Annotated in this window: 22 protein-coding genes; 9 read left to right on the top strand and 13 right to left on the bottom strand. The window is 64.8% G+C overall.

Going from position 1 to position 18,845, the window contains the following annotated elements; genetic code table 11:
- Positions 1–97: 97 nt before the first annotated feature.
- Positions 98–535: a DUF5807 family protein gene (locus HBNXHr_RS03250; RefSeq protein WP_275883158.1), complete on the top strand. Its 438-nt coding sequence runs from the start codon at positions 98–100 to the stop codon at positions 533–535.
- Between the two features lie 19 nt (positions 536–554).
- Here HBNXHr_RS03250 and HBNXHr_RS03245 read toward each other — a convergent pair whose 3' ends face one another.
- From HBNXHr_RS03245 to HBNXHr_RS03235, 3 genes are all read right to left on the bottom strand, one after another.
- Positions 555–803, bottom strand: a complete 249-nt coding sequence (locus HBNXHr_RS03245) for a hypothetical protein (RefSeq protein ID WP_275883157.1) — start codon at positions 801–803, stop codon at positions 555–557.
- Between the two features lie 120 nt (positions 804–923).
- Complete coding sequence (locus tag HBNXHr_RS03240; protein ID WP_275883156.1) at positions 924–2,408, bottom strand: MATE family efflux transporter; 1,485 nt, start codon at positions 2,406–2,408, stop codon at positions 924–926.
- Positions 2,408–2,587: a hypothetical protein gene (locus tag HBNXHr_RS03235; RefSeq protein WP_275883155.1), complete on the bottom strand. Its 180-nt coding sequence runs from the start codon at positions 2,585–2,587 to the stop codon at positions 2,408–2,410. Before HBNXHr_RS03235 ends, HBNXHr_RS03240 begins: the two co-directional genes overlap by 1 nt.
- 228 nt (positions 2,588–2,815) lie before the next feature.
- On the opposite strand from HBNXHr_RS03235, the gene HBNXHr_RS03230 reads away from it, so the two are divergent.
- On the top strand, positions 2,816–3,409 hold the full coding sequence (locus HBNXHr_RS03230; protein ID WP_275739430.1) for a TetR family transcriptional regulator C-terminal domain-containing protein: 594 nt from the start codon (positions 2,816–2,818) through the stop codon (positions 3,407–3,409).
- A gap of 119 nt (positions 3,410–3,528) precedes the next feature.
- On the opposite strand, the gene HBNXHr_RS03225 is transcribed toward HBNXHr_RS03230, so the two are convergent.
- On the bottom strand, positions 3,529–3,957 hold the full coding sequence (locus tag HBNXHr_RS03225) for a zinc ribbon domain-containing protein (protein ID WP_275739428.1): 429 nt from the start codon (positions 3,955–3,957) through the stop codon (positions 3,529–3,531).
- A 349-nt stretch (positions 3,958–4,306) separates the two neighbouring features.
- Here HBNXHr_RS03225 and HBNXHr_RS03220 point away from each other — a divergent pair, with 349 nt between their 5' ends.
- A complete protein-coding gene (locus HBNXHr_RS03220) occupies positions 4,307–5,755 on the top strand; it encodes a sulfatase (protein ID WP_275883154.1) in 1,449 nt (482 codons plus the stop codon).
- Positions 5,755–6,177: a GtrA family protein gene (locus HBNXHr_RS03215; RefSeq protein ID WP_275883153.1), complete on the top strand. Its 423-nt coding sequence runs from the start codon at positions 5,755–5,757 to the stop codon at positions 6,175–6,177. Before HBNXHr_RS03220 ends, HBNXHr_RS03215 begins: the two co-directional genes overlap by 1 nt.
- A 59-nt stretch (positions 6,178–6,236) precedes the next feature.
- On the opposite strand, the gene HBNXHr_RS03210 is transcribed toward HBNXHr_RS03215, so the two are convergent.
- Together HBNXHr_RS03210 and HBNXHr_RS03205 are read right to left on the bottom strand one after the other, a co-directional pair.
- Positions 6,237–7,304 (bottom strand): recombinase RecJ, encoded by a 1,068-nt coding sequence (locus tag HBNXHr_RS03210; protein ID WP_275883152.1) that lies wholly within the window; start codon positions 7,302–7,304, stop codon positions 6,237–6,239.
- A 2-nt stretch (positions 7,305–7,306) separates the two neighbouring features.
- Positions 7,307–7,765 carry a universal stress protein gene (locus tag HBNXHr_RS03205; RefSeq protein ID WP_275739420.1) on the bottom strand — a complete coding sequence of 153 codons (459 nt, stop codon included), beginning with the start codon at positions 7,763–7,765 and terminating at the stop codon, positions 7,307–7,309.
- 153 nt (positions 7,766–7,918) lie between these two features.
- Between HBNXHr_RS03205 and HBNXHr_RS03200 the strand changes: the two genes are divergently transcribed.
- Positions 7,919–8,371 carry a universal stress protein gene (locus HBNXHr_RS03200; RefSeq protein ID WP_275739418.1) on the top strand — a complete coding sequence of 151 codons (453 nt, stop codon included), beginning with the start codon at positions 7,919–7,921 and terminating at the stop codon, positions 8,369–8,371.
- Here the strand turns inward: HBNXHr_RS03200 and HBNXHr_RS03195 are convergent.
- The gene (locus HBNXHr_RS03195) at positions 8,368–8,928 is read right to left on the bottom strand and encodes a GNAT family N-acetyltransferase (RefSeq protein WP_275883151.1); all 561 of its coding nucleotides are present in this window, start codon (positions 8,926–8,928) and stop codon (positions 8,368–8,370) included. The two genes, HBNXHr_RS03200 and HBNXHr_RS03195, sit on opposite strands and share 4 nt — an antisense overlap.
- Positions 8,925–9,293 carry a universal stress protein gene (locus HBNXHr_RS03190; RefSeq protein WP_275739414.1) on the bottom strand — a complete coding sequence of 123 codons (369 nt, stop codon included), beginning with the start codon at positions 9,291–9,293 and terminating at the stop codon, positions 8,925–8,927. The genes HBNXHr_RS03195 and HBNXHr_RS03190 overlap by 4 nt, the downstream gene beginning before the upstream one ends.
- 113 nt (positions 9,294–9,406) lie before the next feature.
- Between HBNXHr_RS03190 and HBNXHr_RS03185 the strand changes: the two genes are divergently transcribed.
- Entirely contained in the window at positions 9,407–10,186 is a 780-nt protein-coding gene (locus HBNXHr_RS03185) for a DUF5806 family protein (protein ID WP_275883150.1), read from the top strand.
- Positions 10,187–10,255: 69 nt separating this feature from the next.
- Here the strand turns inward: HBNXHr_RS03185 and HBNXHr_RS03180 are convergent, their stop codons facing one another.
- Both HBNXHr_RS03180 and HBNXHr_RS03175 read right to left on the bottom strand, forming a co-directional pair.
- Positions 10,256–11,188, bottom strand: a complete 933-nt coding sequence (locus tag HBNXHr_RS03180) for an ABC transporter permease (RefSeq protein ID WP_275883149.1) — start codon at positions 11,186–11,188, stop codon at positions 10,256–10,258.
- On the bottom strand, positions 11,185–12,219 hold the full coding sequence (locus HBNXHr_RS03175; protein ID WP_275883148.1) for an ATP-binding cassette domain-containing protein: 1,035 nt from the start codon (positions 12,217–12,219) through the stop codon (positions 11,185–11,187). Before HBNXHr_RS03175 ends, HBNXHr_RS03180 begins: the two co-directional genes overlap by 4 nt.
- Positions 12,220–12,385: 166 nt before the next feature.
- Here HBNXHr_RS03175 and HBNXHr_RS03170 point away from each other — a divergent pair, with 166 nt between their 5' ends.
- Positions 12,386–13,093 (top strand): helix-turn-helix domain-containing protein, encoded by a 708-nt coding sequence (locus HBNXHr_RS03170; protein WP_275883147.1) that lies wholly within the window; start codon positions 12,386–12,388, stop codon positions 13,091–13,093.
- Between the two features lie 66 nt (positions 13,094–13,159).
- Here HBNXHr_RS03170 and HBNXHr_RS03165 read toward each other — a convergent pair whose 3' ends face one another.
- A complete protein-coding gene (locus HBNXHr_RS03165) occupies positions 13,160–14,605 on the bottom strand; it encodes a dihydroorotase (RefSeq protein ID WP_275883146.1) in 1,446 nt (481 codons plus the stop codon).
- Positions 14,606–14,717: 112 nt separating this feature from the next.
- Here HBNXHr_RS03165 and HBNXHr_RS03160 point away from each other — a divergent pair, with 112 nt between their 5' ends.
- Entirely contained in the window at positions 14,718–15,788 is a 1,071-nt protein-coding gene (locus HBNXHr_RS03160; RefSeq protein WP_275883145.1) for an aldose 1-epimerase, read from the top strand.
- Positions 15,789–15,839: 51 nt separating this feature from the next.
- Here HBNXHr_RS03160 and HBNXHr_RS03155 read toward each other — a convergent pair whose 3' ends face one another.
- Together HBNXHr_RS03155 and HBNXHr_RS03150 are read right to left on the bottom strand one after the other, a co-directional pair.
- Positions 15,840–16,319: a GNAT family N-acetyltransferase gene (locus HBNXHr_RS03155; protein ID WP_275883144.1), complete on the bottom strand. Its 480-nt coding sequence runs from the start codon at positions 16,317–16,319 to the stop codon at positions 15,840–15,842.
- Positions 16,319–16,891, bottom strand: coding sequence for a cysteine hydrolase (locus HBNXHr_RS03150; RefSeq protein ID WP_275883143.1), 573 nt, complete (start codon positions 16,889–16,891; stop codon positions 16,319–16,321). Before HBNXHr_RS03150 ends, HBNXHr_RS03155 begins: the two co-directional genes overlap by 1 nt.
- Positions 16,892–17,034: 143 nt before the next feature.
- On the opposite strand from HBNXHr_RS03150, the gene HBNXHr_RS03145 reads away from it, so the two are divergent.
- On the top strand, positions 17,035–18,819 hold the full coding sequence (locus HBNXHr_RS03145; RefSeq protein ID WP_275883142.1) for an Hvo_1808 family surface protein: 1,785 nt from the start codon (positions 17,035–17,037) through the stop codon (positions 18,817–18,819).
- Positions 18,820–18,845: the final 26 nt, after the last annotated feature.

The raw sequence follows: 18,845 nt of genomic DNA, 5'->3' as shown, positions 1-18,845 counted from the left end.
GCGCCGCTGACTTCCAAATCACGCTGGGCTGCTCCGGAGCAGGCACCGTCAGCGCCCGGATCACGTTCCTTTTGGCCCTCGGCGACTTCGTCGAGGTATGACCGATACGACGGAGTTTCTGGCTGGCGAACGCCCCGAGGACATCGCCTTCTTTCTCCACGAGGACAGCGTCTCGAACCTCGAATCACTCGAAGACCACGCAACGACTGTCGAGAACGGTATCGTCCTCGTTCTCCCGGGTGAAGAAGGCCGGAGCGCGTTCCAATCGGTCGTCGGGATGGATCCGATGGGGCTGGCCCAGCAGGCGATGGATACGCCGGGCGAGATTCACGACGATCTGACCGGTGGCAATTGCCCGGTGAGCGGCGAGGACCCCGAAGCCGATCACACGGCCAAGTTCGTGTTCGCGTTCGCCGAAGCCCAAAACGAGGAGGTCGGCGGGCTCTACGCCGACGGTGACGTGATCCACGCCTACGCCGTCTGTACCTGCGGGGAGACCTACAGCGAGAAGTGGCTCGCCGAAGAGACGGCGTGACCGATTGCAGGACGGGCGCTCACAGCGTCGCCAGATAGGCTATCCAGTAGAGGACGCCGGTCGCGCCGGCCCCGGCGATGACGACCGCCGGGACAGTCCGTCCTGCCTCGGCATGAAGCTTGTACCCCCAGTAGATCGCGAGTAGCCCGACGATCGGCAGGATAAGGAGCGAGATCGCAGCTGCGATGATCCCGCCCCAGAGGTACAGCCGGCCATCCTCGTTTGCGTCCCGGAACCGCTCTCGTACCGATGGAGTCGTTTCGTCCATTTCGAACAGCCGATAGACTGACTAACCGGTCAGTCAATATAAACCTGCCGTGCCACCAACGCAGTTCGGCCGGCAGAACTGGAAAGGGAGGCCAGGACGGCTCCCCTCCCGGGGTCAGTATCAGTCGTCCGTCGCGGTCGGCTCGATGGCGGTCCCGTCAGTGCTGATCTTCGTCTCCGTCAGATCACCCTCGCGCCAGGTCCCGCGACGATACCATAGGTAGGCAACAGCCGCCCCGACGACGTTCGAGACGGCAAACGAGACCCAGATACCGGGGGCACCGAGCGCGGCGGCACCCACCCAGGCGACGGGGAACCGGATTCCCCCGAGCGTGACCACGGCGATCGCTGCGGCTGTCAGCGTCTCGCCGGCACCCCGGAAACTTCCCGTGTAGGCCCGCAGGATGCCGATGAAGCCGAACGAAAGTGCGACGTATCGCAGGAATTGTGACCCGGCGGAGACGACAGCCTCGGCGTTGTCCTGGCCGGCACCCACGAACACCGAGACGATCGGTTCTGGCACGGCGAAGACGGCGAGTCCAACGACGGTGAGGACACCGAAGAGGAACGTCGCGGCGAGCCGAGTAGCCCGCTGAGCGCGGGCCGGCCTGTTCGCGCCGATGTTCTGGCCGGTCATCGTCTCGACGCCGCGAGCGACAGCGGTCGCCGGCAGGAACACGACCGAGAAGATCCGCGTCCCGATGCCGTAGGCCGCGACCACCGGATCCGAGAACGTCGCGACGACGAACAGAAGCAGGTTCATCGAGAGCGCGCGGCCGGTCCCCTCGATCGATGCGGGAAGCCCGATCCGGACGAGTCGGCGGAAATAGTGGAGATCCGGGACCATATCGCTGAGGTGGATTTCGAGCCCGCGGGTCCCGCGAAACATGATTGCGAGCCCAACAACGAGGGCGAGCGCTCGGGAGAACACCGTCGCGACGGCCGCCCCCTGAATGCCGAGTTCAGGGAACGAAATCGTCCCGACGAGGGGGACGTTTTCGACGACGGTCCACCCGAAGATCAGGAACGGATCGATGACGATGTTGACGACGACTGACCCGAACATGACGACCATCGGCGTGATCGTGTCGCCACACCCGCGCATGAGGGCGACGAACACCGCAAAGCCGAACATGAACACCAGCCCCAGCGAGATGACCTCCATGTAACTCGTCGCGAGGGGCAACACGGACGCCGACGCGCCCATGATCGCCAGGAACTGATCGACGAAGAGATAGCCGGCCCCACCCAGCAGAAGTGAAGCGAGGACGGCGAAGGTGACCGTCTGGGACGCGGCGTATTCGGCCTCTCGCTCCTCGTCCGCGCCGGTGTACTGGGCGACGAGGATGCTCCCCGCGACCGAGATTCCCATACCCAGCGAGATGACCAGAAACACCATCGGGAACGCGAAACTGATCGCCGCCAGCGCGTCGGTGCTGTATTGCCCCAGCCAGAACGTATCCGCGAGGTTGTACGCCGTCTGAAACAGGTTCGTGATGACGATGGGCATCGACAGGAAAAACAACGGTTTGCCGATGGCTCCCGACGTGAGGTCGAACTCCTCGGGCCCCTTGAACAGCGCGCCGAGGCGGTCCCGAACACCCATTATCGACACCCGTCCAGCAGGTCAGGGGTGAACAGTTCGCGGCCGATGGCTCGAACGCCCGGCCCGTTCAGCGGCCTGCCGAAGGGGGCCTCCCGGACTGGATGACGGAACCGACGCCATGGGGGTCCGGTTTCCGGGATGGTCCCCGCGTCCCGCCCGCGGTCCGTCACAGGCTGCACACAGACCCGACAATGCGTCTCTTCAGAGAAGGTCCTGAGTGAATCGTCGACGATCACAGTAGATACAGTACTTACTAACCAATTAGTCAAAAGTCTTTGGGAGCGGACGAGAATCGTCCAGAATCGAGAATCTTCCCCTTTAGAGACCCAATACCGGCGGGATTGTGGGCAAATGTCACTGACGTGTAAGTCAAAACAGTTAATTAGGATCCGACGTACGTCAAGACGATGGCCGACCCGCTCGAACGGTCGTTTTCCGAGACCGACGAGGCGATCATGCGCGCAACCTATCGTGCGCTTCGGGAACACGGGTACGCGGATCTCACGATCGAACGGATCGCCGACGAGTACGGCAAGTCGACGGCGGCGATACACTATCACTACGACACCAAAGACGACCTGCTCGCGGCGTTTTTGGACTACGTCATCGACCAGTTCGTCGAGACGATTCACGAAGTCGAGACGACTGCGCCCGAGCAACGACTCGAATTATTGCTCGATAAGTTGCTCGTCGATCCGAAGGACCACCGGAACTTCCTGATCGCCCTGCTGGAAATGCGGAGCCAGGCACCGTACAACGACGCCTTCGAGGACCGCTTCCGGCAGAACGACGAGTACGTCCGGTACTTGCTGGAGACGGTGATCGACCACGGGATCAAGGCAGGCGTCTTCGTCGAGGCCGACTCCGAGCACGTCGCGAGAGCGATCATGACGATCGTCGACGGCGCGAGGACACGGGCCGTCATCCACGGCGAGACAGACACGCTTTCGACGGCGCGACGGGCGGCCGATGAATACATCGAGGCTGTTCTCTTTGCATAACGCGTAGAACCCGTTAGAGTCCGAACTATCCGAGTATGACCGAACGCAGTCGAGACCGTGCTGTCGTCTGTATCGGGCCCCTCAGTGTCGAATAGCGCGCAGTCGGAACAACGAACGGATCACGTCCGTTCGGTAATCGGGTCCGGTTGCGATTCAGTGGACCGATCGATTTCCGTCGAACACCAGTGACAGAACGAGAGTTCGGGATCGAGTTCGTTTCCGCAGTTCGGACAATGAGTTCGTGCCCCCTCGACGGTGTTGCTGACTCGCTGCATCACGTTCTGGGCGCGTGCCAAGATGTACGCATCAAGAACGGAAAGCAGACTCACGACGAACAGTGGCCCGAGAGCCACCGGGTCCGGGACAGACCCGGCTGCCAGCGACGCGATGGCTGTCGGATCCACCAAAAACAGTCCCACACCGGTCACCACGACGAGCCATCCCAGCGCACGACGCCATCGCCCCAGATAGAGATGCCCCAGTCCGGTGACCAACGACGAAAGGAGGGCCGCAAGCCACGGTCGCTTTCGCTCACTCGGCTGTCTCATACTGATAACTGAACGGTTAGTCAGCCATAAGCATTCTGTTCACCAGACGGGCATCACTGCAAGTGCACTCGAGCCACCACAAACGTTACAATTCAGAAATGTGACGAGATAACAATGGGTGGTTGATACAGTCACGCATGCCGTTCGGCGGCGTGCCGACGGCAAAGAATGGTCGTCAAACAGACCAGAACGCTAAAGAGGGCGACTAACCGTGTAATTACTGTGTGGACGGGGCAACCACATCGGAAACGCAGCGACGACGCGAGTGCGAACGGCAGGGGATCCGCGCTGGCAGCTAGCTCTGAGACGAGTTGATCGCCGGCGGACCGACGGAGGCCACGATAGACAAATGGAAGCCACCGGGGAGCCGTCAAACGTCGTGTTGATCACGGTCGACTCGCTCCGAGCGGACGCACTCGGGGCGTACGACGGGGGCCAACACACGCCGGTGATGGACGGGATCGCCGAGCGCGGGACCGTCTTCGAGCACGCCTTCGCAAACGGCAACTGGACGCCGTTCTCGTTCCCGTCGATGCTCGCGTCCCGGCCAGTTTTCGCCGATTCGGATCGGGTCGGAATCGCCGACTCACCGTCGCTCGCGTCGGTGCTCTCCGAGGCGGGCGTCGCGACGGCCGGGTTCAACGCCGCCAACGGCTTTCTCACGTCCCAGTGGGGCTACGACGAGGGGTTCGACGAGTTCGAACCCTTCGTTGCCAGCGTCGGTTCGAGCATCTACAGCCGGTACCTGGCGACCCATCCGACGGTCGAGGCGTGGCTCCAGTTCGCGGCCTCCCCGCTCCGGCGGATCGGTTCCTGGCTCCGGCGGGAAACCGACGCCCGGCCATTTCTGGACACCTCTCGAATGTTCGACGTCGAGCACGCCGCCCAGTCGTTCCTCGAAGACACGTCCGAGCCGTTTTTCCTCTGGATTCACTACATGGACGCCCACACGCCGTACGTCCCGGCTCCGCGGTACATCCGGGACGTCTCGAGCGATCTGTTCGGGACCCACCGGATGCTCCACGCCCACGCCCGGACCGGGCTGGGCTGGGAAGTCGGCGAGCGAACCCTCGCGGACCTTCGGACGCTCTATCAGGCTGCCGTCCGGCAGATCGACGCCAGCGTCGGTCGGGTCCTGGAGACGCTCTCGGAAGCCGGCGTCGCCGATGAGACCGCGGTCATGTTGGCCGGCGATCACGGCGAGGAGTTCCAGGACCACGGGCATCTCGCCCACTATCCGAAGCTCTACGACGAGCTAATCCGGGTTCCGCTGCTCGTCGACGTACCCGGGACGCCGGCCAGACGGGTCGACCGGCAGGTTGGGCTCGATTCGATCCCGCCGACGGTGGCCGACCTCCTCTCGGTAGACGCCCATCCGGCGTGGGAGGGCCACTCACTCGTCCCGACGCTACTGGACGGCGAGCCACCGGCTGAGGAGCCGGTCGTCTCGATCACTGTCCGCGGCGAAGAGGTGACGAGCCAGCCGATCCCGCGCTCGCTCGACGACGGCGAGTTGCTCGTCAGCGTCCGGGATCGGGAGTGGACGTACATCGAGAACGTCGATACAGGGGCGACGGAGCTGTATCATCGGCCGTCGGATCCGACCCAGCAGGACGACCGTTCGGCGGACATGACCGACGAGGAACGACGGATCGTCGAGGACTTTGCCGACATCGTCGACGAGCACGCGAGCAGGATCCGCGGCGGGGCGGCGGGGTCGGCCGAAGCGGGCGCGGAGACGGACGCAGAAGTCGACGATGACCTACAGACACGCCTGAAAGCACTGGGCTACCGATGATGGTACGATCAACACTCAGAGCGCTTCACAGCGGGCCCTACGCCACACGGCTCCGGCGATTCTTCATCGTCGGGTCGTTCGCGGCCGGCGTCCAGATGGTGTTGCTCTGGGTGTTCGTCGAGTTCGGGAACCTGGAGTATCTCATCGGGGCAGTGGTTGCGATCGAACTCACGATCGTCCTCTCGTACGTCCTCAACAACGCCTGGACGTTTCAGACGATGCAAAACACCGGCGTCGCCGAGTATCTCTACGGCCTCCTCAAGACGAACGTCGTCCGCGGGACGGCAATCCCGATCCAGCTCGTCGGGCTGTTCGTCCTGGTCGAGTGGGCAGCCATCCCGTACTTGCTGGCCAACGCCGTCGCGATCGGCGTCAGCGGACTCTATCGGTTCGCACTCGACACCCACTGGACGTGGGGGTAAGGCGCGTCAAACGCCACCAGAAACGCTCCCGTCGGTCGCGTCTCGCATTGCTCGCGGTACTACTCTTCGATCTCTAACCGCCGGAACGCGTCCACAATCGCCTGCTTTGCCACCGCACCTCTCGTCGTCCAGTGGTGTGCGTAATCCAGCATATCGTCGTAGACGTCGGGCTTGCAGCCGGCTGCCTTGGGGTGGCCGCCGCCGTTGACCTGGGCGGCGACCTCATGGGCGCGCTCGAAGGTGTCGGTCCCGCGGATCGACGCCGAGCCGGCTGGTTTGACGATCACCGCGGCGTCGGCCCCCTGCTCGCGGAGTGCCTCTGCGACCTCGTTCTGTGAGCACCGGCCGTAGGTCACGCCGACCGTCCAGGGGCCGACCTCCCGCAACTGGGCGCGCTCGACGGCCTTCTCGACTAGGGCTTCCTTCTCGATGCGGCGCTCGGCGAGCAACTCCTCGGCCTCGGCCGGGAGGTCGGCACCGTGCTCGCGGACGATATCGATGTACTCCGCAGGTTCGGTCCAGTGGGCGAGATCGGCCAGGTCGTCGCTTCGGGGATCGTCGCGGATCCAGAGGTCGTGATCACGGGTGACGGCCGTCAGATCGACGAACCGATCGTCGAAGTCGGCGTCGAGTTCGGCCAGTGCGACGTCGGCGGTACACGCCTCCTCGGACTCGCCGACAGTGAGATCCACGCCGGCGTCTTCGACGGCGGCGGCGAGGTCGTCGTCCCACTGGTGGTGATCGAACCACCGGACGAACCCAGCGCGGGCTGTAATGTCGGCCAGCCCTGCGATGTCCTCAGTGTCGTCGGGGCAGAGATCACAGACGAAGACGTCCGCGCCGGGTTCGAGGTACTCGGCGGTCCATTCGAAGGCACGGGCGAGGTTGTGCGGACTCGCCTCCAGGAGTGCCGCCTCGCCGGCCGCTTCCCGGATCAATGCGACGCAGGCGAGCCCATCGGCGTCGGGGTCGGCAATGACGACCGTCCCGGCGTCGGCGAGCGTCTCTGTCGCCTCACGTTCGCGTTCAGCCTCCTCGACAGTGTCAGGATGAAAGAAGCCCTCACCGGGGAGGATCGACTTGCGCTCGATCGAGAGACGGTCGTCGTCGATAAGCCAGTCGTCCACGCTTAGGCCTCCTGTCGTGTCGCGGCAGTAGCTTGGGTGCCTTCGAGCTGTCGGACGGTCAACACGGGGACGGGCGAGCGTCTCACGACGGCTTCAGCGACGCTGCCAAGCAGGAAGGCATGCTCGCCGTGACGGCCGCGCGTGCCAGTCACGACGACGTCGGCCCCGATGTCCGCGGCGTAGGCACAGATTTCGTCGGCGGGTCGGCCTTCCCTGACAGCCGTGACGAGGGGCTGGTCTGTCTGTCCGGAGAGTTGCGCAAGCGCGTCCTGACCGTGCGCTCGAAGGGCGTCCTCGAGATCGTCCCGGACTGCCGCCGGCGAGGCGGTGACCTCGCCCGCGTCAGTCACATAGAGCGCGTGGACCGTGGCATCGAACCGACGGGCGAGATCGAGGCCGACCGTCACCGCTCGATCGGCACTCCCGGAACCGTCAGTCGCCAAAACGACAGTATCGTACATGGAGCAAAGGGACGGTCGGCTCGTATAAAGGTTCAGCGACCGCCGCCCGCAACCCCCGGTGGGCTTGGACCGATGCGGACCGATCGGGGCGGAGCGCAAGCACGGCGAGACGCCCAGTGGGTTTTTTGATGGCTCCACTCGCAGGCTGGCGTAATGGCCGTCGAAATCGACACGGTGCTGGTTCCGGTCGACGGGACCGACCGATCGGAGCAGGCGATCGAGCACGCATTGCCGATCGCAGCCCGCTACGGGGCCGAATTACACGTCCTGCACGTGATCGACGAAGCAGTCGCCGCGGGACTCGAACACGGCAACATCGAAGCCGATAGCGTCGCGAACGAACATCGGGCGTTCATGCGCGCGGTCCGGGAACAGGTGCATGCTGACGGCCACGACATCGCGCTCTCGCAGTCGACCGCCTTCGGGTACTCGGCGAGTTCGCTACGTCGTCATCCAGTCAGCGTGATCCTTGATGCCGCCGAGGACATCGAGGCGGACTTCATCGTCATCCCGCGACAGTGTGCCATCGACGAACCGGGGGCGATGCTCGGAAAAGTTGCCGAGTACGTCCTCTCGTATGCAAGCCAGCCCGTCCTCTCCGTCTAGGGGTCGGCGGCCGACGAGTCGTCACCGGGATCGGCGATCCGGATCGCCATCTCCAGTTCGAAACTCTCGGTGTTTCTGATTTCGAAGCCGACTTTCTGGTAGAGCCCGATCGCGGGTTCGTTCCAGCGTTCGACCGTCAGCCAGACGCGCTCGATGCCCTCGCGTTTCCCATAGCCAAGCAGGGTCTGGAGCAACTCCGTGCCGATGCCCGCGGACTGATGGGTCCCGAGGACGAAGATTGCGAGTTCGTGGGCGCCTTCCTCGTCCGGGACTAACATCGCGTGGCCGACCGGGTCGTCGTCGTGCCAGGCGATCGCGTTCAGACAGTCGGATTCGAAGACGCGTTCGAGCCACCGACGGATCGACTGTTCGTCGACCGGCGGGATCCCCTGGGCCCGGTCCTCCGAGTCGAAGGCCTCGTACATCGCGACTAACGCTTCCCGGTCGTCGTCAGCGACGCGGACGACGATCTCCCGGTCTTCCCCGTCGACGAAGCGATGGGGCGGCGTCGGAAACGGCCCGGATACCTCCGCCGGATAGGAACGATCGTCGTTCATCGGATGAGTGTCACCGGGGTTTCGGCGTTGAGTATCACGAACTCGGCGATCGACCCGAGCTGAATCTTCCCGAGCGGACTGCGAGTCCCGCCGCCGATCACCAGCCTGTCAAAGTCCCCCTCGTCGGCGAGCCCGACTAGTTCTCCGGCGGGATGTCCCGACAGGCGGTGGATCTCCGCCTCGACGCCCGCCGATTCGAGAGTCTCACGGACGTCGGACTCGACCTCGGTCGCCGTCGCGTCGACGTCCTCGGCGTCGAATATCGCCACCGCGAGTGCCTCGCCAGTTTCCTGTACCCGCTCGACGGTGTCCTCGAGCGCGCGTCGGGAGCGTTCACTCCCGCCGACTCCCAACAGGATTTTCATATGTCTCCCATTGGGGTAGCGCCTAAAAAGTCTCTGTTCCTCGCTACGCGTACCAAAGAGGTAACGGGGGGCAGCGACGACATGTTTTTCATACCGGGGCCGAACGTCACCGCATGGACGACCGCTCACCGCCCGCAGACGAGGAAGGCGCAAACGACGGCTCGTCGTCTCCGGCGGACGAGGATTCCGACCCCGCGGCGAGCGCAAATGAAACCACGGCCCAACAGCCCGATGCGACCGACGCGGCAACGAGGGCCGATCCGGAAGAGGAGGAGGAACCACAGACTGACCCGGAAGAGGCGTCACGTGCTCACGCGGACGAAGCCGACGACGAATCCCCGGACGAACCCGACGGCGTTCCCGAAGACGTCCGATCGTACGAACGCTTCCAGAAAATCGACGGCGGCACCTACGAGCGCGCCAACGATTTCCTCCGGGAACGTACCTACATCACTGCCCGCGAGTGGGCGATCGCCCGGCTGTGTGCCGACTTCCGGACCGAGACCGGCGTCGAGATGACCAAGATCGGCGAGAACCTGCCCGAACTCGTCCCCTTTATGACCGATACCTACTCGCCCCAGGCGGTCAATCAGGCCCGAGCCTCCTTCGAAGAGAAGGTCCGGATGGCCGGCGCAACCTTCCTCTATGGGGCGATGAGCGACTTCTTCACCGCCGACGAACTCGACGATCTGATGTACGAAGCCACGGAAGTGGCGAAGTTCCTCCTGGAAGTCGAAGGCGTCGAGTTGAGCGTCGGCGAGGAACTCGAAGCCGAAGATCGCATCTCTGAAGTCATGCGCGAAGTTCGCGATCAAAGTGTCGCGCTGCGCCACGACGAGGCCGAGTGCCCCGAGTGCGGGCATACCTTCGAAGTCGCCGTCGACGGCGAGTGACTCCCGCACGGCCGCGGAGATGGACGACGTATTTGAATGCGCCGAGTCGACGCCCGGCCGACTGGACAGTCAGTCGTCGGCCCGCCCGCCCCGGACGCTCGCACTCGTCGCGCGGTGAAAGAAGACGGCGGCGATGCCGCCGAGAACGAGATCCAGGCCAATGATAACCGCGAGCGCCGGGCCGAGCGTGTTCCAGAGGCCACCGAACGCCGATACCTCGAGGACGCTGAGGGTGTCCTGGCCGAGCACGATCGCCCGGACGGCCTCGACGCCGTAGGTGACGGGGTTGACCGTCGCGACGAGTTCCATCCACCCGGGCAGGAAGTCGGCCGGCAGGAACGCCGTCGAGACAAAGAGGAGAGGCAACTGGGGGACGTTTGTCCAGAGCGACGTCGATTCCGCGTCACGCGTCACCAGCGCCACGATGTTCGAAACGGCGGCGTACCACAGTGAGAAGAGCACGACGACCAGTCCGATCGCGAGGACGCCGACGAACCCGGTCCGGACGTATGGCCCCGGCGCGCCACCCGTATCGATCCACAGGGCGACGTACCCGATCACGAGGATCAGTCCCGTCTGGACGAGAATCTGGAGGACGTCCGCGAGCGTCTTCCCGAAGACCATCGCGCTGCGGTGGATCGGCGCGACGAGGGTCTTCTCGAACATCCCGCTCTCGATGTCCTCGACCAGCCCCATCCCCGAAAACGCCGCCGCGTCCATCGCCGAGAGGATCGCGACCGCCGGGACGAGGTAGGTGATATAGGAGACGTCCTCGCCCAGCGCCGACTGGAGCGGGCCGACGGTCACCTCGCCGAACAGTTCTGTGAACAACACGAGCAACAGGACCGGCGTGAACAGCGCGCCGACCACGAGATACGGGTTCCGGACGGTCTTGCGGACCCAGCGGACGAACGTGATCCAGACGTCACCGGGAACTGAGTTGCCGGATGCGCGCTGGCGGCCTTCAGCAGCCGCGCTCGCATCGTCGGCGGATGCGCTCATCGGTCACCTCCCGGCGTGACGGCGGCCGCCCGGGATTGCTGTGTCGGCTCCTCGCCGGCGTCCTCGCCAGTCAGCGAGAGGAACACGTCATCGAGCGTGGGCGAATGGACCTCGAACCCGGTGACGGCCAGACCCGCCTCCGAGAGGGCAACGAGGAGGTCGGGGGCGGCCGATCGCGCGCGGTCGGCGGTAACCGAAATCCCGTCGTCGGTCGGCTCGACAGCCGACGGGTCAAAGCCCACGTCGCGAGCGATCCGGCGGGCCTCGGCCCGTCGCTCGTCGTTCGGGTCCGCGAGTGTGACCTCGAGGACGTCGCCGCCGATAGCGGCCTTGAGTGCGGCTGGCGTGTCGGTCGCGACGATCGATCCGTCCTGGAGGACCGCAATCCGATCACAGAGGGCGTCGGCCTCCGCGAGATACTGGGTCGTGAGAAAGACGGTCACACCGCGGTCGTTGATCGCCCGGACGTGCTCCCAGAGACGGTTTCTGGAGCGCGGGTCCAGTCCGGTCGTCGGTTCGTCGAGGAAGACGATCGGTGGCTCGTGGACCAGCGCGGTCGCGACGTCGAGCCGTTTCGCCATGCCCCCGGAGAACGTGCCCACCTGGCGATCGGCGTCGGCTTCGAGGCCGACGAGTTCGAGGACGTCCGCGATCCGATCGGCCCGCTCCCCGCGAGAGACGCCGTATAGATCGCAGGCGAACGCCAGGTTTTCCCGGGCGGTGAGCGTCTCGTCGACGCTGGTCTCCTGGGCCATGTACCCGATCGAGGCCCGCACCGCCCGCGGCGAATCATGCGGGTCGAAGCCGTTGATCCGCACCGATCCTCGGGTGGTTCCAAGCAGCGTCACCAGCGCTTTGATAACGGTGGTCTTGCCGGCCCCGTTCGGCCCCAGGAATCCGAAACACTCGCCCTCCGCGACGGCGAGGTCGATCCCCCGGACAGCCCGGGTTCCGTCCGCGTATGTCACCGCGAGATCGGTCGCTTCTATCGCGTTCCTATTTCGTGTCTGCCCGTCGGTCTGAGCTACCATCAGACAGAATGGGGACCGGAGGCCCCCTCGGCGTTATCCCGAGCATGCACGGGGGAGCTATACCACCCCCTCGAAAGTGGCTGATCGGACCTGCCCGGCTCCTGGCGACGATAGGCCTACCTGACACACAGGAATTATATCTCCCGCGGCAATTCTCTCCGGTTGCATGCGGTACGCGACCGTCGTCATCTCGCCGACCGACGACCCCGCCCAGGCCGAGGACTACGACGAGCACTACGGCGGGAGTGGATCGGCCGATCCGCGGGAGGTCTGGCTGCACGGTGCTCACGTCGCCACGCAGGAGACGATCGAATACATCAATCTCCTCGATGACGGGACCGTCGTTGTCGTCGCCCAGTTCCGGGGCGATTCGGATCGGCTCGAAGCGATCGACGACGAGTATCCCGGGGTGCTCTCCTGTTCGGTGAGCGAGGGCGAGGCCCCGCTAGTCTCGGTGCGGTACGAGCCCAATCCCACCGAGCAGGCCCTGATCGAGGTCATCGATCGCGAGGCGATCACGGTCGACTGGCCGGCCAAGATGACCCCCGAGGGCCTTCGCGTGACGGTGCTTGGCACGGAGTCGGCGCTGCAAGCGATCTTCGACGCCGATCCGCCGGGAGCGAGCCTCCGGCTTGAACGCTCGGGGGAGTACCGGGCCGATCAGGACGACCCGGCTCAGCGCCTGACCGATCGTCAACAGGAGATCCTCCGGACCGGCCTCGAACTGGGCTACTATGAGATCCCACGGACGGCGACACAGCGGGAGATCGCCGAGGCGTGTGACGTCTCCCGCGGGACGGTCGGCGAACACCTCAGACGGGCGGAAGCGACACTCGTTCGCGGGGTGCTGAGCGAGACCGTCGAGCGGCAGTGACCGTGCGGGTCGTCCATGGTGATTCGGTGCAGTCGGCCGATCCGTCAGGCAGGTAGCGTCGGTGGTCTATTCCGCTGATTCAGCGCTGTCGACCCCTTCCGGGGATTGGTCATCACTGTCGACCAATTCGTCGGGGAGCATTTCCGCAGTTGCTTCGCCCGCAGTATCCGCCTGTTCGGTGGCCTCGCCCTGATCTCCCGTCTCGATTTCATCGTCAGTGTCCGCTGTGGGACGCTCCAGTCGGACGTTTCGACCTTGTTGGTCCTGGAAGCTCTCTTCGCCATCGGTTCGTTCGTAAACGATGGCTCCCCGGACTATCGTGCGCTCCGGGAAGACAGCGCTCCAGCCCTCGAAGGGCGTCCAGTCACACGTCGTGTGGAGATCGTCGGCCCGAATCTCCCGGGTGGCCTCGGGATCGACGAGTACGAGGTCGGCGTCATATCCCTCGGCGATCCGCCCCTTCCTCGGCAGGTCAAACAGCGCGGCCGGGTTCGCGGCCGTCAGATCCCGGACGCGTTCGTACGAGAGGTGACCGCGGCGGGCCTCTTCTAGCAACAGCGGCAGAGCTGTCTCGACACCCGGAACGCCGCTCGGGGCGTCCCAGATGCCGGCGTCCTTCTCCCCGCTAGTGTGGGGGGCGTGATCCGTTGCGATGATGTCGACCTGGCCGTTTCGAACGCGGTCGTAGACGCGCTCGCGGCGCTTCTCGCGGCGTAAGGGCGGGTTCATCCGGCCATGCGTTCCCAGATCATTGAGATTCGATCGGGAGAGAAACAGGTGATGGGGCGTCACCTCGGTACTCACGCCGGCCTCGCCGGCGGCGTCGATCGCCTCCGGCGTGCTCGCGTGGGCGATGTGAACGTCGACATCGTACTCGCTGGCGAGCGCACAAACGCGCTCGACGGCGTCGATCTCGGCTCTGGCCGATCGATAGGCCGACCAGGCGTCGGCGTCGGTCCGGTCGCGCGCGCCTAGATTGAACCGGCTCTCGTCTTCGGCGTGGACGGTAACGGTCACGTCAGCCTCGGCGGCAGCCGCGAGCGCCTCCCGGAAGCGTCGCTCGTCGATCCCCATGTCGCCGGTGGAGTCCGCCAGGAACACCTCGCCGAGGGCGAAGAGTGGGCGGTCAAGCAGCGAGTCGGGATCCCACCGCGGCGAGACGCCACCGTTGAGGCCGAAGTCGACGATCGAGTCGGCTGCCAGACCGGCCTTTTGGTCGAACGCATCGCCGTCGACAGTCGGCGGGTCGGTATTGGGCTGGTCGACGACAGTCGTCACCCCCCCGGCGGCCGCACTCCGCGAGCCGGTCGCCCAGGTCTCCTTGTGGCCCGCTCCCGGTTGTCGGAAATGGACGTGTGTGTCGATCATGCCCGGCAACAGGCGCTTGCCCGTCGCGTCGATTTCAGTATCGTCTTCCCCCGAGAGGCCCTCGCCGACGGCCGCGATCTGTTCACCGTCGAGGCGAACGTCCCGGCGGCGGCCGTCAGGGAGCGTCGCATTCCTGATGAGCATGGATTCGGATCGATGCCCCGCGACCCTAAGTGTCCCGGAGTAAGACAGCCGAGGTGCGCAGAGACCCCGGGACGTTCGCAGGTTCTTAGCCCGTGGCACTTGAGGTCCCGGCATGGACGACTGGAACAAGCGACCGCGGATCTCGACGGACTACGCCTACCGGGGGATCGACGCCTCGGTCCTCGAGAACCGTCACCTGCGCGTGATGGTCTTACAGGGCAAGGGCGGGGACATCCTGGAGTTCAGGGACAAGCGGACCGACGTCGACGTACTCTGGCACGCCGATCACGAGTGGTCGCCGCCCCCGAGCGTCCTCCAGGGGGCCGAACCGTCGTGGGACGAACACTACCCGGGCGGGTGGCAAGTCAACCTCCCCGTCGCGGCCGGGCCGCTCGAGTTCCCGGGCGGCACCTACGAACACCACGGCGAGACCGCACTCGTGCCCTGGGAGGCGTCGATCGCCCGCGACGACGAGACGGCCGTGACCCTCGAACTCACGACGGACCTCCGGCAGTATCCCTTCTCGATCACTCGCGAGTTGACGCTACCGGCCGACGCCGCCCGCCTCGAGATTCAGGAGTCGGTCACCAACGAGGGGGCGTTCGAACTCGAATACGCCTGGCAGCAACACCTCACGCTGGGGCAACCGCTGATCGGGCCACAGGCCCACCTCGACGTCCCGGCCGAAAAGGGGTACGTCGAGGACTACGACCCCGGCAACGAGTACAACCGACTCGAGAGCGGTGCCACCTTCGAGTGGCCCGAGGCACCGGCTGCTGACGGGGGGACGGTCGACCTAGAGAGGTTCCCGTCGACTGACGCCCGGCACAACGACATGGCGTACCTGCGCGGGTTCGAGGAGGGATGGTACGCCGTCACCAATCCGGAGCTCGACCTGGGTTTCGGTATCCACTGGCCGGCCGACCTCTTCGAGTCGTTGTGGTACTGGCAACCCTTCGGCGGCGTGGAGGCCGCGCCCTTCTGGGGGCGCAACTACACGGCCGGCCTCGAACCGACGACGTCCCATCCCGGCCACTCCTATCCGGACGCCCAGCGCGAGAACGGCACGATGAAGACGCTCGGCCCGGGCGAGACGGTCGAGACGTCGTTCGTCGCGACGACCTTCGGCGGCGAAGATCGCGTCGAGCGCGTCGGTCCGGACGGGACGGTCGAGACTCGATAATCGCCCGGTTCTCGTCTGCCTGGCCTGCTCGTGCTTCCCGGCCGTCACCGTTCAGACAGCGTATAGAAACTTCTCGAAGACGATCAATTCGTAGCTCTCAACCTGGCGGGTGTCCCGTCGCTCGTACCCGCGATCGGCGTAGAACTGCGTCGCCGCGGCCTGTCGAGCCGCCGTCGTCAGGACGACCCGATCACAGCCCCGTTCGGCGGCAGCCGCCTCTAGCCCATCGAGGATCGCGGTCCCGTAGCCCGATCGCTGGTGGGCGGGATCGACGGCGATCCGCATGAGTTCGGCCGTCCCGCCCTCGACGAGGAGGCCGCCGCAGGCGACGACCCGGCCGTCGCGCTCGACGACCAGGAACTCCCCGCTCCGGAGGTACGTCTCCGCGATCCACCGGAGATCCTGGTTGCCAGGAACATCTTCGGGATCCGTCCCCGCCGCCCGGAGCGCCTCCCGGTGGACCCGTTGCACGTCGGGACCGTCGCCGGGCCGGAATCGCCGGACGATCGAGTCGCTGGAACGCCCGGTCATCAGGCGAATTCGACCGACTCGCGATCCATTACCTCGCCGAACAGCCAGTCGGCGTGCTCTAGGGCGTACTCTCGATGGTCTTCCTCGAGGTAGCCCACGGCGTCCTCGACGAGGACCGGGCGGTAATCCCGGAGTCCGGCGCTGGCGGCCGTATGGAGGACGCAGACGTTCGCCAGCGTCCCACAGATCAGCAGGTCGTCGATCCCGTGGGCCCTGAGCCACCCGTCGAGTTGGGTCTCGTGGAAGGCGTCGTAGGTGTGTTTCTCGACGATCAGATCGGCGTCGCGGGATTTGAGCTTCGCGACGAGTTCGGCGTCCCAGGTCCCCTCGCGGACGTGTTCGCCCCACCGGTCGAACTCGTCGTAGTAGTGGGCGTCTTCGAACTGCTCGTCGGTGTGAACGTCGCGGGTGTAGACGACCGACGCGCCCATTTCACCCGCACGATCGACCAGTTCGACGCAGGGGTCGACCGCGTCTTCGCTCGGCGGTGCGTAGAGACTCCCCTCCTGATGACAGAAGCCGTTTTGCATGTCCACGACGACGACAGCGGTCGTGTCCGGATCGAATTTCATGGCGTGCCAGCCTACGGCTGGCCGGGCAAAAGACGTTCGGGCGTCGGCGTGCAGACGGTCCGTCTTCGGCGTTCGCTGTTAGCTTTCAGAGTATGTAGTTGTTCAGTTGTATTTAATATCGGGGGCGTGCGACGTTCGATCGCATGGTCTCCCGCACCAAGATCATGGCGGCTATCGTCGTCGTCGCACTGGCCCTCCAGCCCGTGACGATCGCGACGGCGACAGCGACCGACGTATCGACGCCGACAGCGAGTGACCCACTCTCAGTCGGTGACGTCCCCGAGACGACACACGACGAAACGGAGACGAACGGGACAGAAACGAACGAGACGCATCCGCCGGACCCCGAGAAAGACGTCCTCGGGTGGGAGAACGGCTACTGGTACAACGAGTCGATTTCCGTCACACCCGAGGACGGGTTGAACGAGTCGGAACTCGACGCGGTTGTGGCCCGGAGCATGGCCCGCGTCGAGCAGGTCCGACAACTCGAATTCGAGGAGACGATCCCGGTCGAAGTGATCTCCCGAGAGGAACACAGCGAGCAGGTCGTGAACCAGTCGAACGCGACTACCGCACGGCGCTTGCGCGCGAACACCATGTTTGAGGCGTTGTTCATGGTCAACGAGTCGGCCAATGTGATCCGCGATGCGGAGCAGAACCGGGCCGCCTGGCTCGGATACTACGGCGACGAAGAGATCAAGATCATCTCCGAGAACGCCACGACGCCGAAGATGGACGAGATCGTCCTCTCACAGGAACTGTTCCACGCCCTCCAGGATCAGCAGTTCAATCTCTCCTCGGTAGGTAACCCGACCACCACGGAAGAAACCAGAGCCAGACATGGCATCGTCGAGGGCGACGCCAACTACGTCGATTATCTCTACCAGAAGCGGTGTGAGAACGAGTGGAACGGAACCTGCATCATGCCCGAGCGATCACAAAGCGGATCGAACGCCGACGTCGACACCCACGTCGGCCTCCAGATGCTCACGTATCAGCCCTACAGCGACGGTCCGGCGTTCGTCCGGGACATCCAGGAGTTGGGTGGATGGAGCGCGGTGAACGCGATCTACGACAACCCACCCGCATCGACCGAGCAGACGATCCACCCGGAGAAGTACGGCAAAGACGCACCGACGTCAGTGTCCATCGAGGACCGTAGCGACGACCGGTGGCGACCGCTCGACATCAACGGGACAGTCAACTACGCCTCCTTCGGCGAGGCAGGGTTGTACATGATGCTGTGGTATCCGGGCTCCGAGACCAACGGTGCGATCGATATCATCCCGTACACCAATATCGTGAATGACGACAGGCCCGGCGAACTCAATCCATACAACTACGATCACAGGTACACGGCCGGCTGGGACGGCGACAAACTCGTGCCGTACGTGACCGACGAGTCGAGTGCGACCAACGAGACTGGCTACGTCTACAAGACGATCTGGGACTCGCCGGACGACGCCGAGGAGTTCCAATACGGGTACGAGCAACTCCTCGAGTTCCACGACGCGGTCTCCGTCGAAGGCTACGAGAACGTCTACCGGATCCCCGACAGCCAGGAGTTCAACGACGCGTTCTACCTGAATCGGACCGGTGACACGTTCACGATCGTCAACGCGCCGAGCGTCGAGGAACTCTCGGCGGTCCGGGAGGGGTCCGCTCCTGAAATCGAGGAGACGACCGAGACAGACGGATCGACCGAAACGGACGATTCGACGACGGACACTGACGAAGCGACCGGGACAGACGTCTCTACTGCCGAAATTGACACGGCGGCCGAGACGGACGATTCGACGACCGAAAGCCAGGACGGAACCGACCGGCAGTCGACCGAAACGACGACAGCCTCCGGTCCCGGGTTCACGCTCGGGGCGGCAATCCTCGCGCTCGTCGGGTTCGTTTTGGTCGTCTCTCGCCGTCGCTGATCCGGGCCACCACTATTTTATCAGTA

This window comes from Halorhabdus sp. BNX81 (genome assembly GCF_029229925.1).
Lineage (GTDB): Archaea > Halobacteriota > Halobacteria > Halobacteriales > Haloarculaceae > Halorhabdus.
Note: the sequence above shows the minus strand (reverse complement) of the source record. Positions and strands in the feature narration are given on the sequence as shown.

What these genes read in the sequence shown, in the direction of transcription:
- HBNXHr_RS03175 (WP_275883148.1), bottom strand. Translation starts at nt 12,219, where the DNA reads ATGGTAGCTCAGACCGACGGGCAGACACGAAATAGGAACGCGATAGAA.
- HBNXHr_RS03225 (WP_275739428.1), bottom strand. Translation starts at nt 3,957, where the DNA reads ATGAGACAGCCGAGTGAGCGAAAGCGACCGTGGCTTGCGGCCCTCCTT.
- HBNXHr_RS03180 (WP_275883149.1), bottom strand. Translation starts at nt 11,188, where the DNA reads ATGAGCGCATCCGCCGACGATGCGAGCGCGGCTGCTGAAGGCCGCCAG.
- HBNXHr_RS03170 (WP_275883147.1), top strand. Translation starts at nt 12,386, where the DNA reads ATGCGGTACGCGACCGTCGTCATCTCGCCGACCGACGACCCCGCCCAG.
- HBNXHr_RS03245 (WP_275883157.1), bottom strand. Translation starts at nt 803, where the DNA reads ATGGACGAAACGACTCCATCGGTACGAGAGCGGTTCCGGGACGCAAAC.
- HBNXHr_RS03195 (WP_275883151.1), bottom strand. Translation starts at nt 8,928, where the DNA reads ATGAACGACGATCGTTCCTATCCGGCGGAGGTATCCGGGCCGTTTCCG.
- HBNXHr_RS03165 (WP_275883146.1), bottom strand. Translation starts at nt 14,605, where the DNA reads ATGCTCATCAGGAATGCGACGCTCCCTGACGGCCGCCGCCGGGACGTT.
- HBNXHr_RS03150 (WP_275883143.1), bottom strand. Translation starts at nt 16,891, where the DNA reads ATGAAATTCGATCCGGACACGACCGCTGTCGTCGTCGTGGACATGCAA.
- HBNXHr_RS03205 (WP_275739420.1), bottom strand. Translation starts at nt 7,765, where the DNA reads ATGTACGATACTGTCGTTTTGGCGACTGACGGTTCCGGGAGTGCCGAT.
- HBNXHr_RS03230 (WP_275739430.1), top strand. Translation starts at nt 2,816, where the DNA reads ATGGCCGACCCGCTCGAACGGTCGTTTTCCGAGACCGACGAGGCGATC.
- HBNXHr_RS03160 (WP_275883145.1), top strand. Translation starts at nt 14,718, where the DNA reads ATGGACGACTGGAACAAGCGACCGCGGATCTCGACGGACTACGCCTAC.
- HBNXHr_RS03240 (WP_275883156.1), bottom strand. Translation starts at nt 2,408, where the DNA reads ATGGGTGTTCGGGACCGCCTCGGCGCGCTGTTCAAGGGGCCCGAGGAG.
- HBNXHr_RS03145 (WP_275883142.1), top strand. Translation starts at nt 17,035, where the DNA reads ATGGTCTCCCGCACCAAGATCATGGCGGCTATCGTCGTCGTCGCACTG.
- HBNXHr_RS03200 (WP_275739418.1), top strand. Translation starts at nt 7,919, where the DNA reads ATGGCCGTCGAAATCGACACGGTGCTGGTTCCGGTCGACGGGACCGAC.
- HBNXHr_RS03185 (WP_275883150.1), top strand. Translation starts at nt 9,407, where the DNA reads ATGGACGACCGCTCACCGCCCGCAGACGAGGAAGGCGCAAACGACGGC.
- HBNXHr_RS03155 (WP_275883144.1), bottom strand. Translation starts at nt 16,319, where the DNA reads ATGACCGGGCGTTCCAGCGACTCGATCGTCCGGCGATTCCGGCCCGGC.
- HBNXHr_RS03215 (WP_275883153.1), top strand. Translation starts at nt 5,755, where the DNA reads ATGGTACGATCAACACTCAGAGCGCTTCACAGCGGGCCCTACGCCACA.
- HBNXHr_RS03220 (WP_275883154.1), top strand. Translation starts at nt 4,307, where the DNA reads ATGGAAGCCACCGGGGAGCCGTCAAACGTCGTGTTGATCACGGTCGAC.
- HBNXHr_RS03190 (WP_275739414.1), bottom strand. Translation starts at nt 9,293, where the DNA reads ATGAAAATCCTGTTGGGAGTCGGCGGGAGTGAACGCTCCCGACGCGCG.
- HBNXHr_RS03250 (WP_275883158.1), top strand. Translation starts at nt 98, where the DNA reads ATGACCGATACGACGGAGTTTCTGGCTGGCGAACGCCCCGAGGACATC.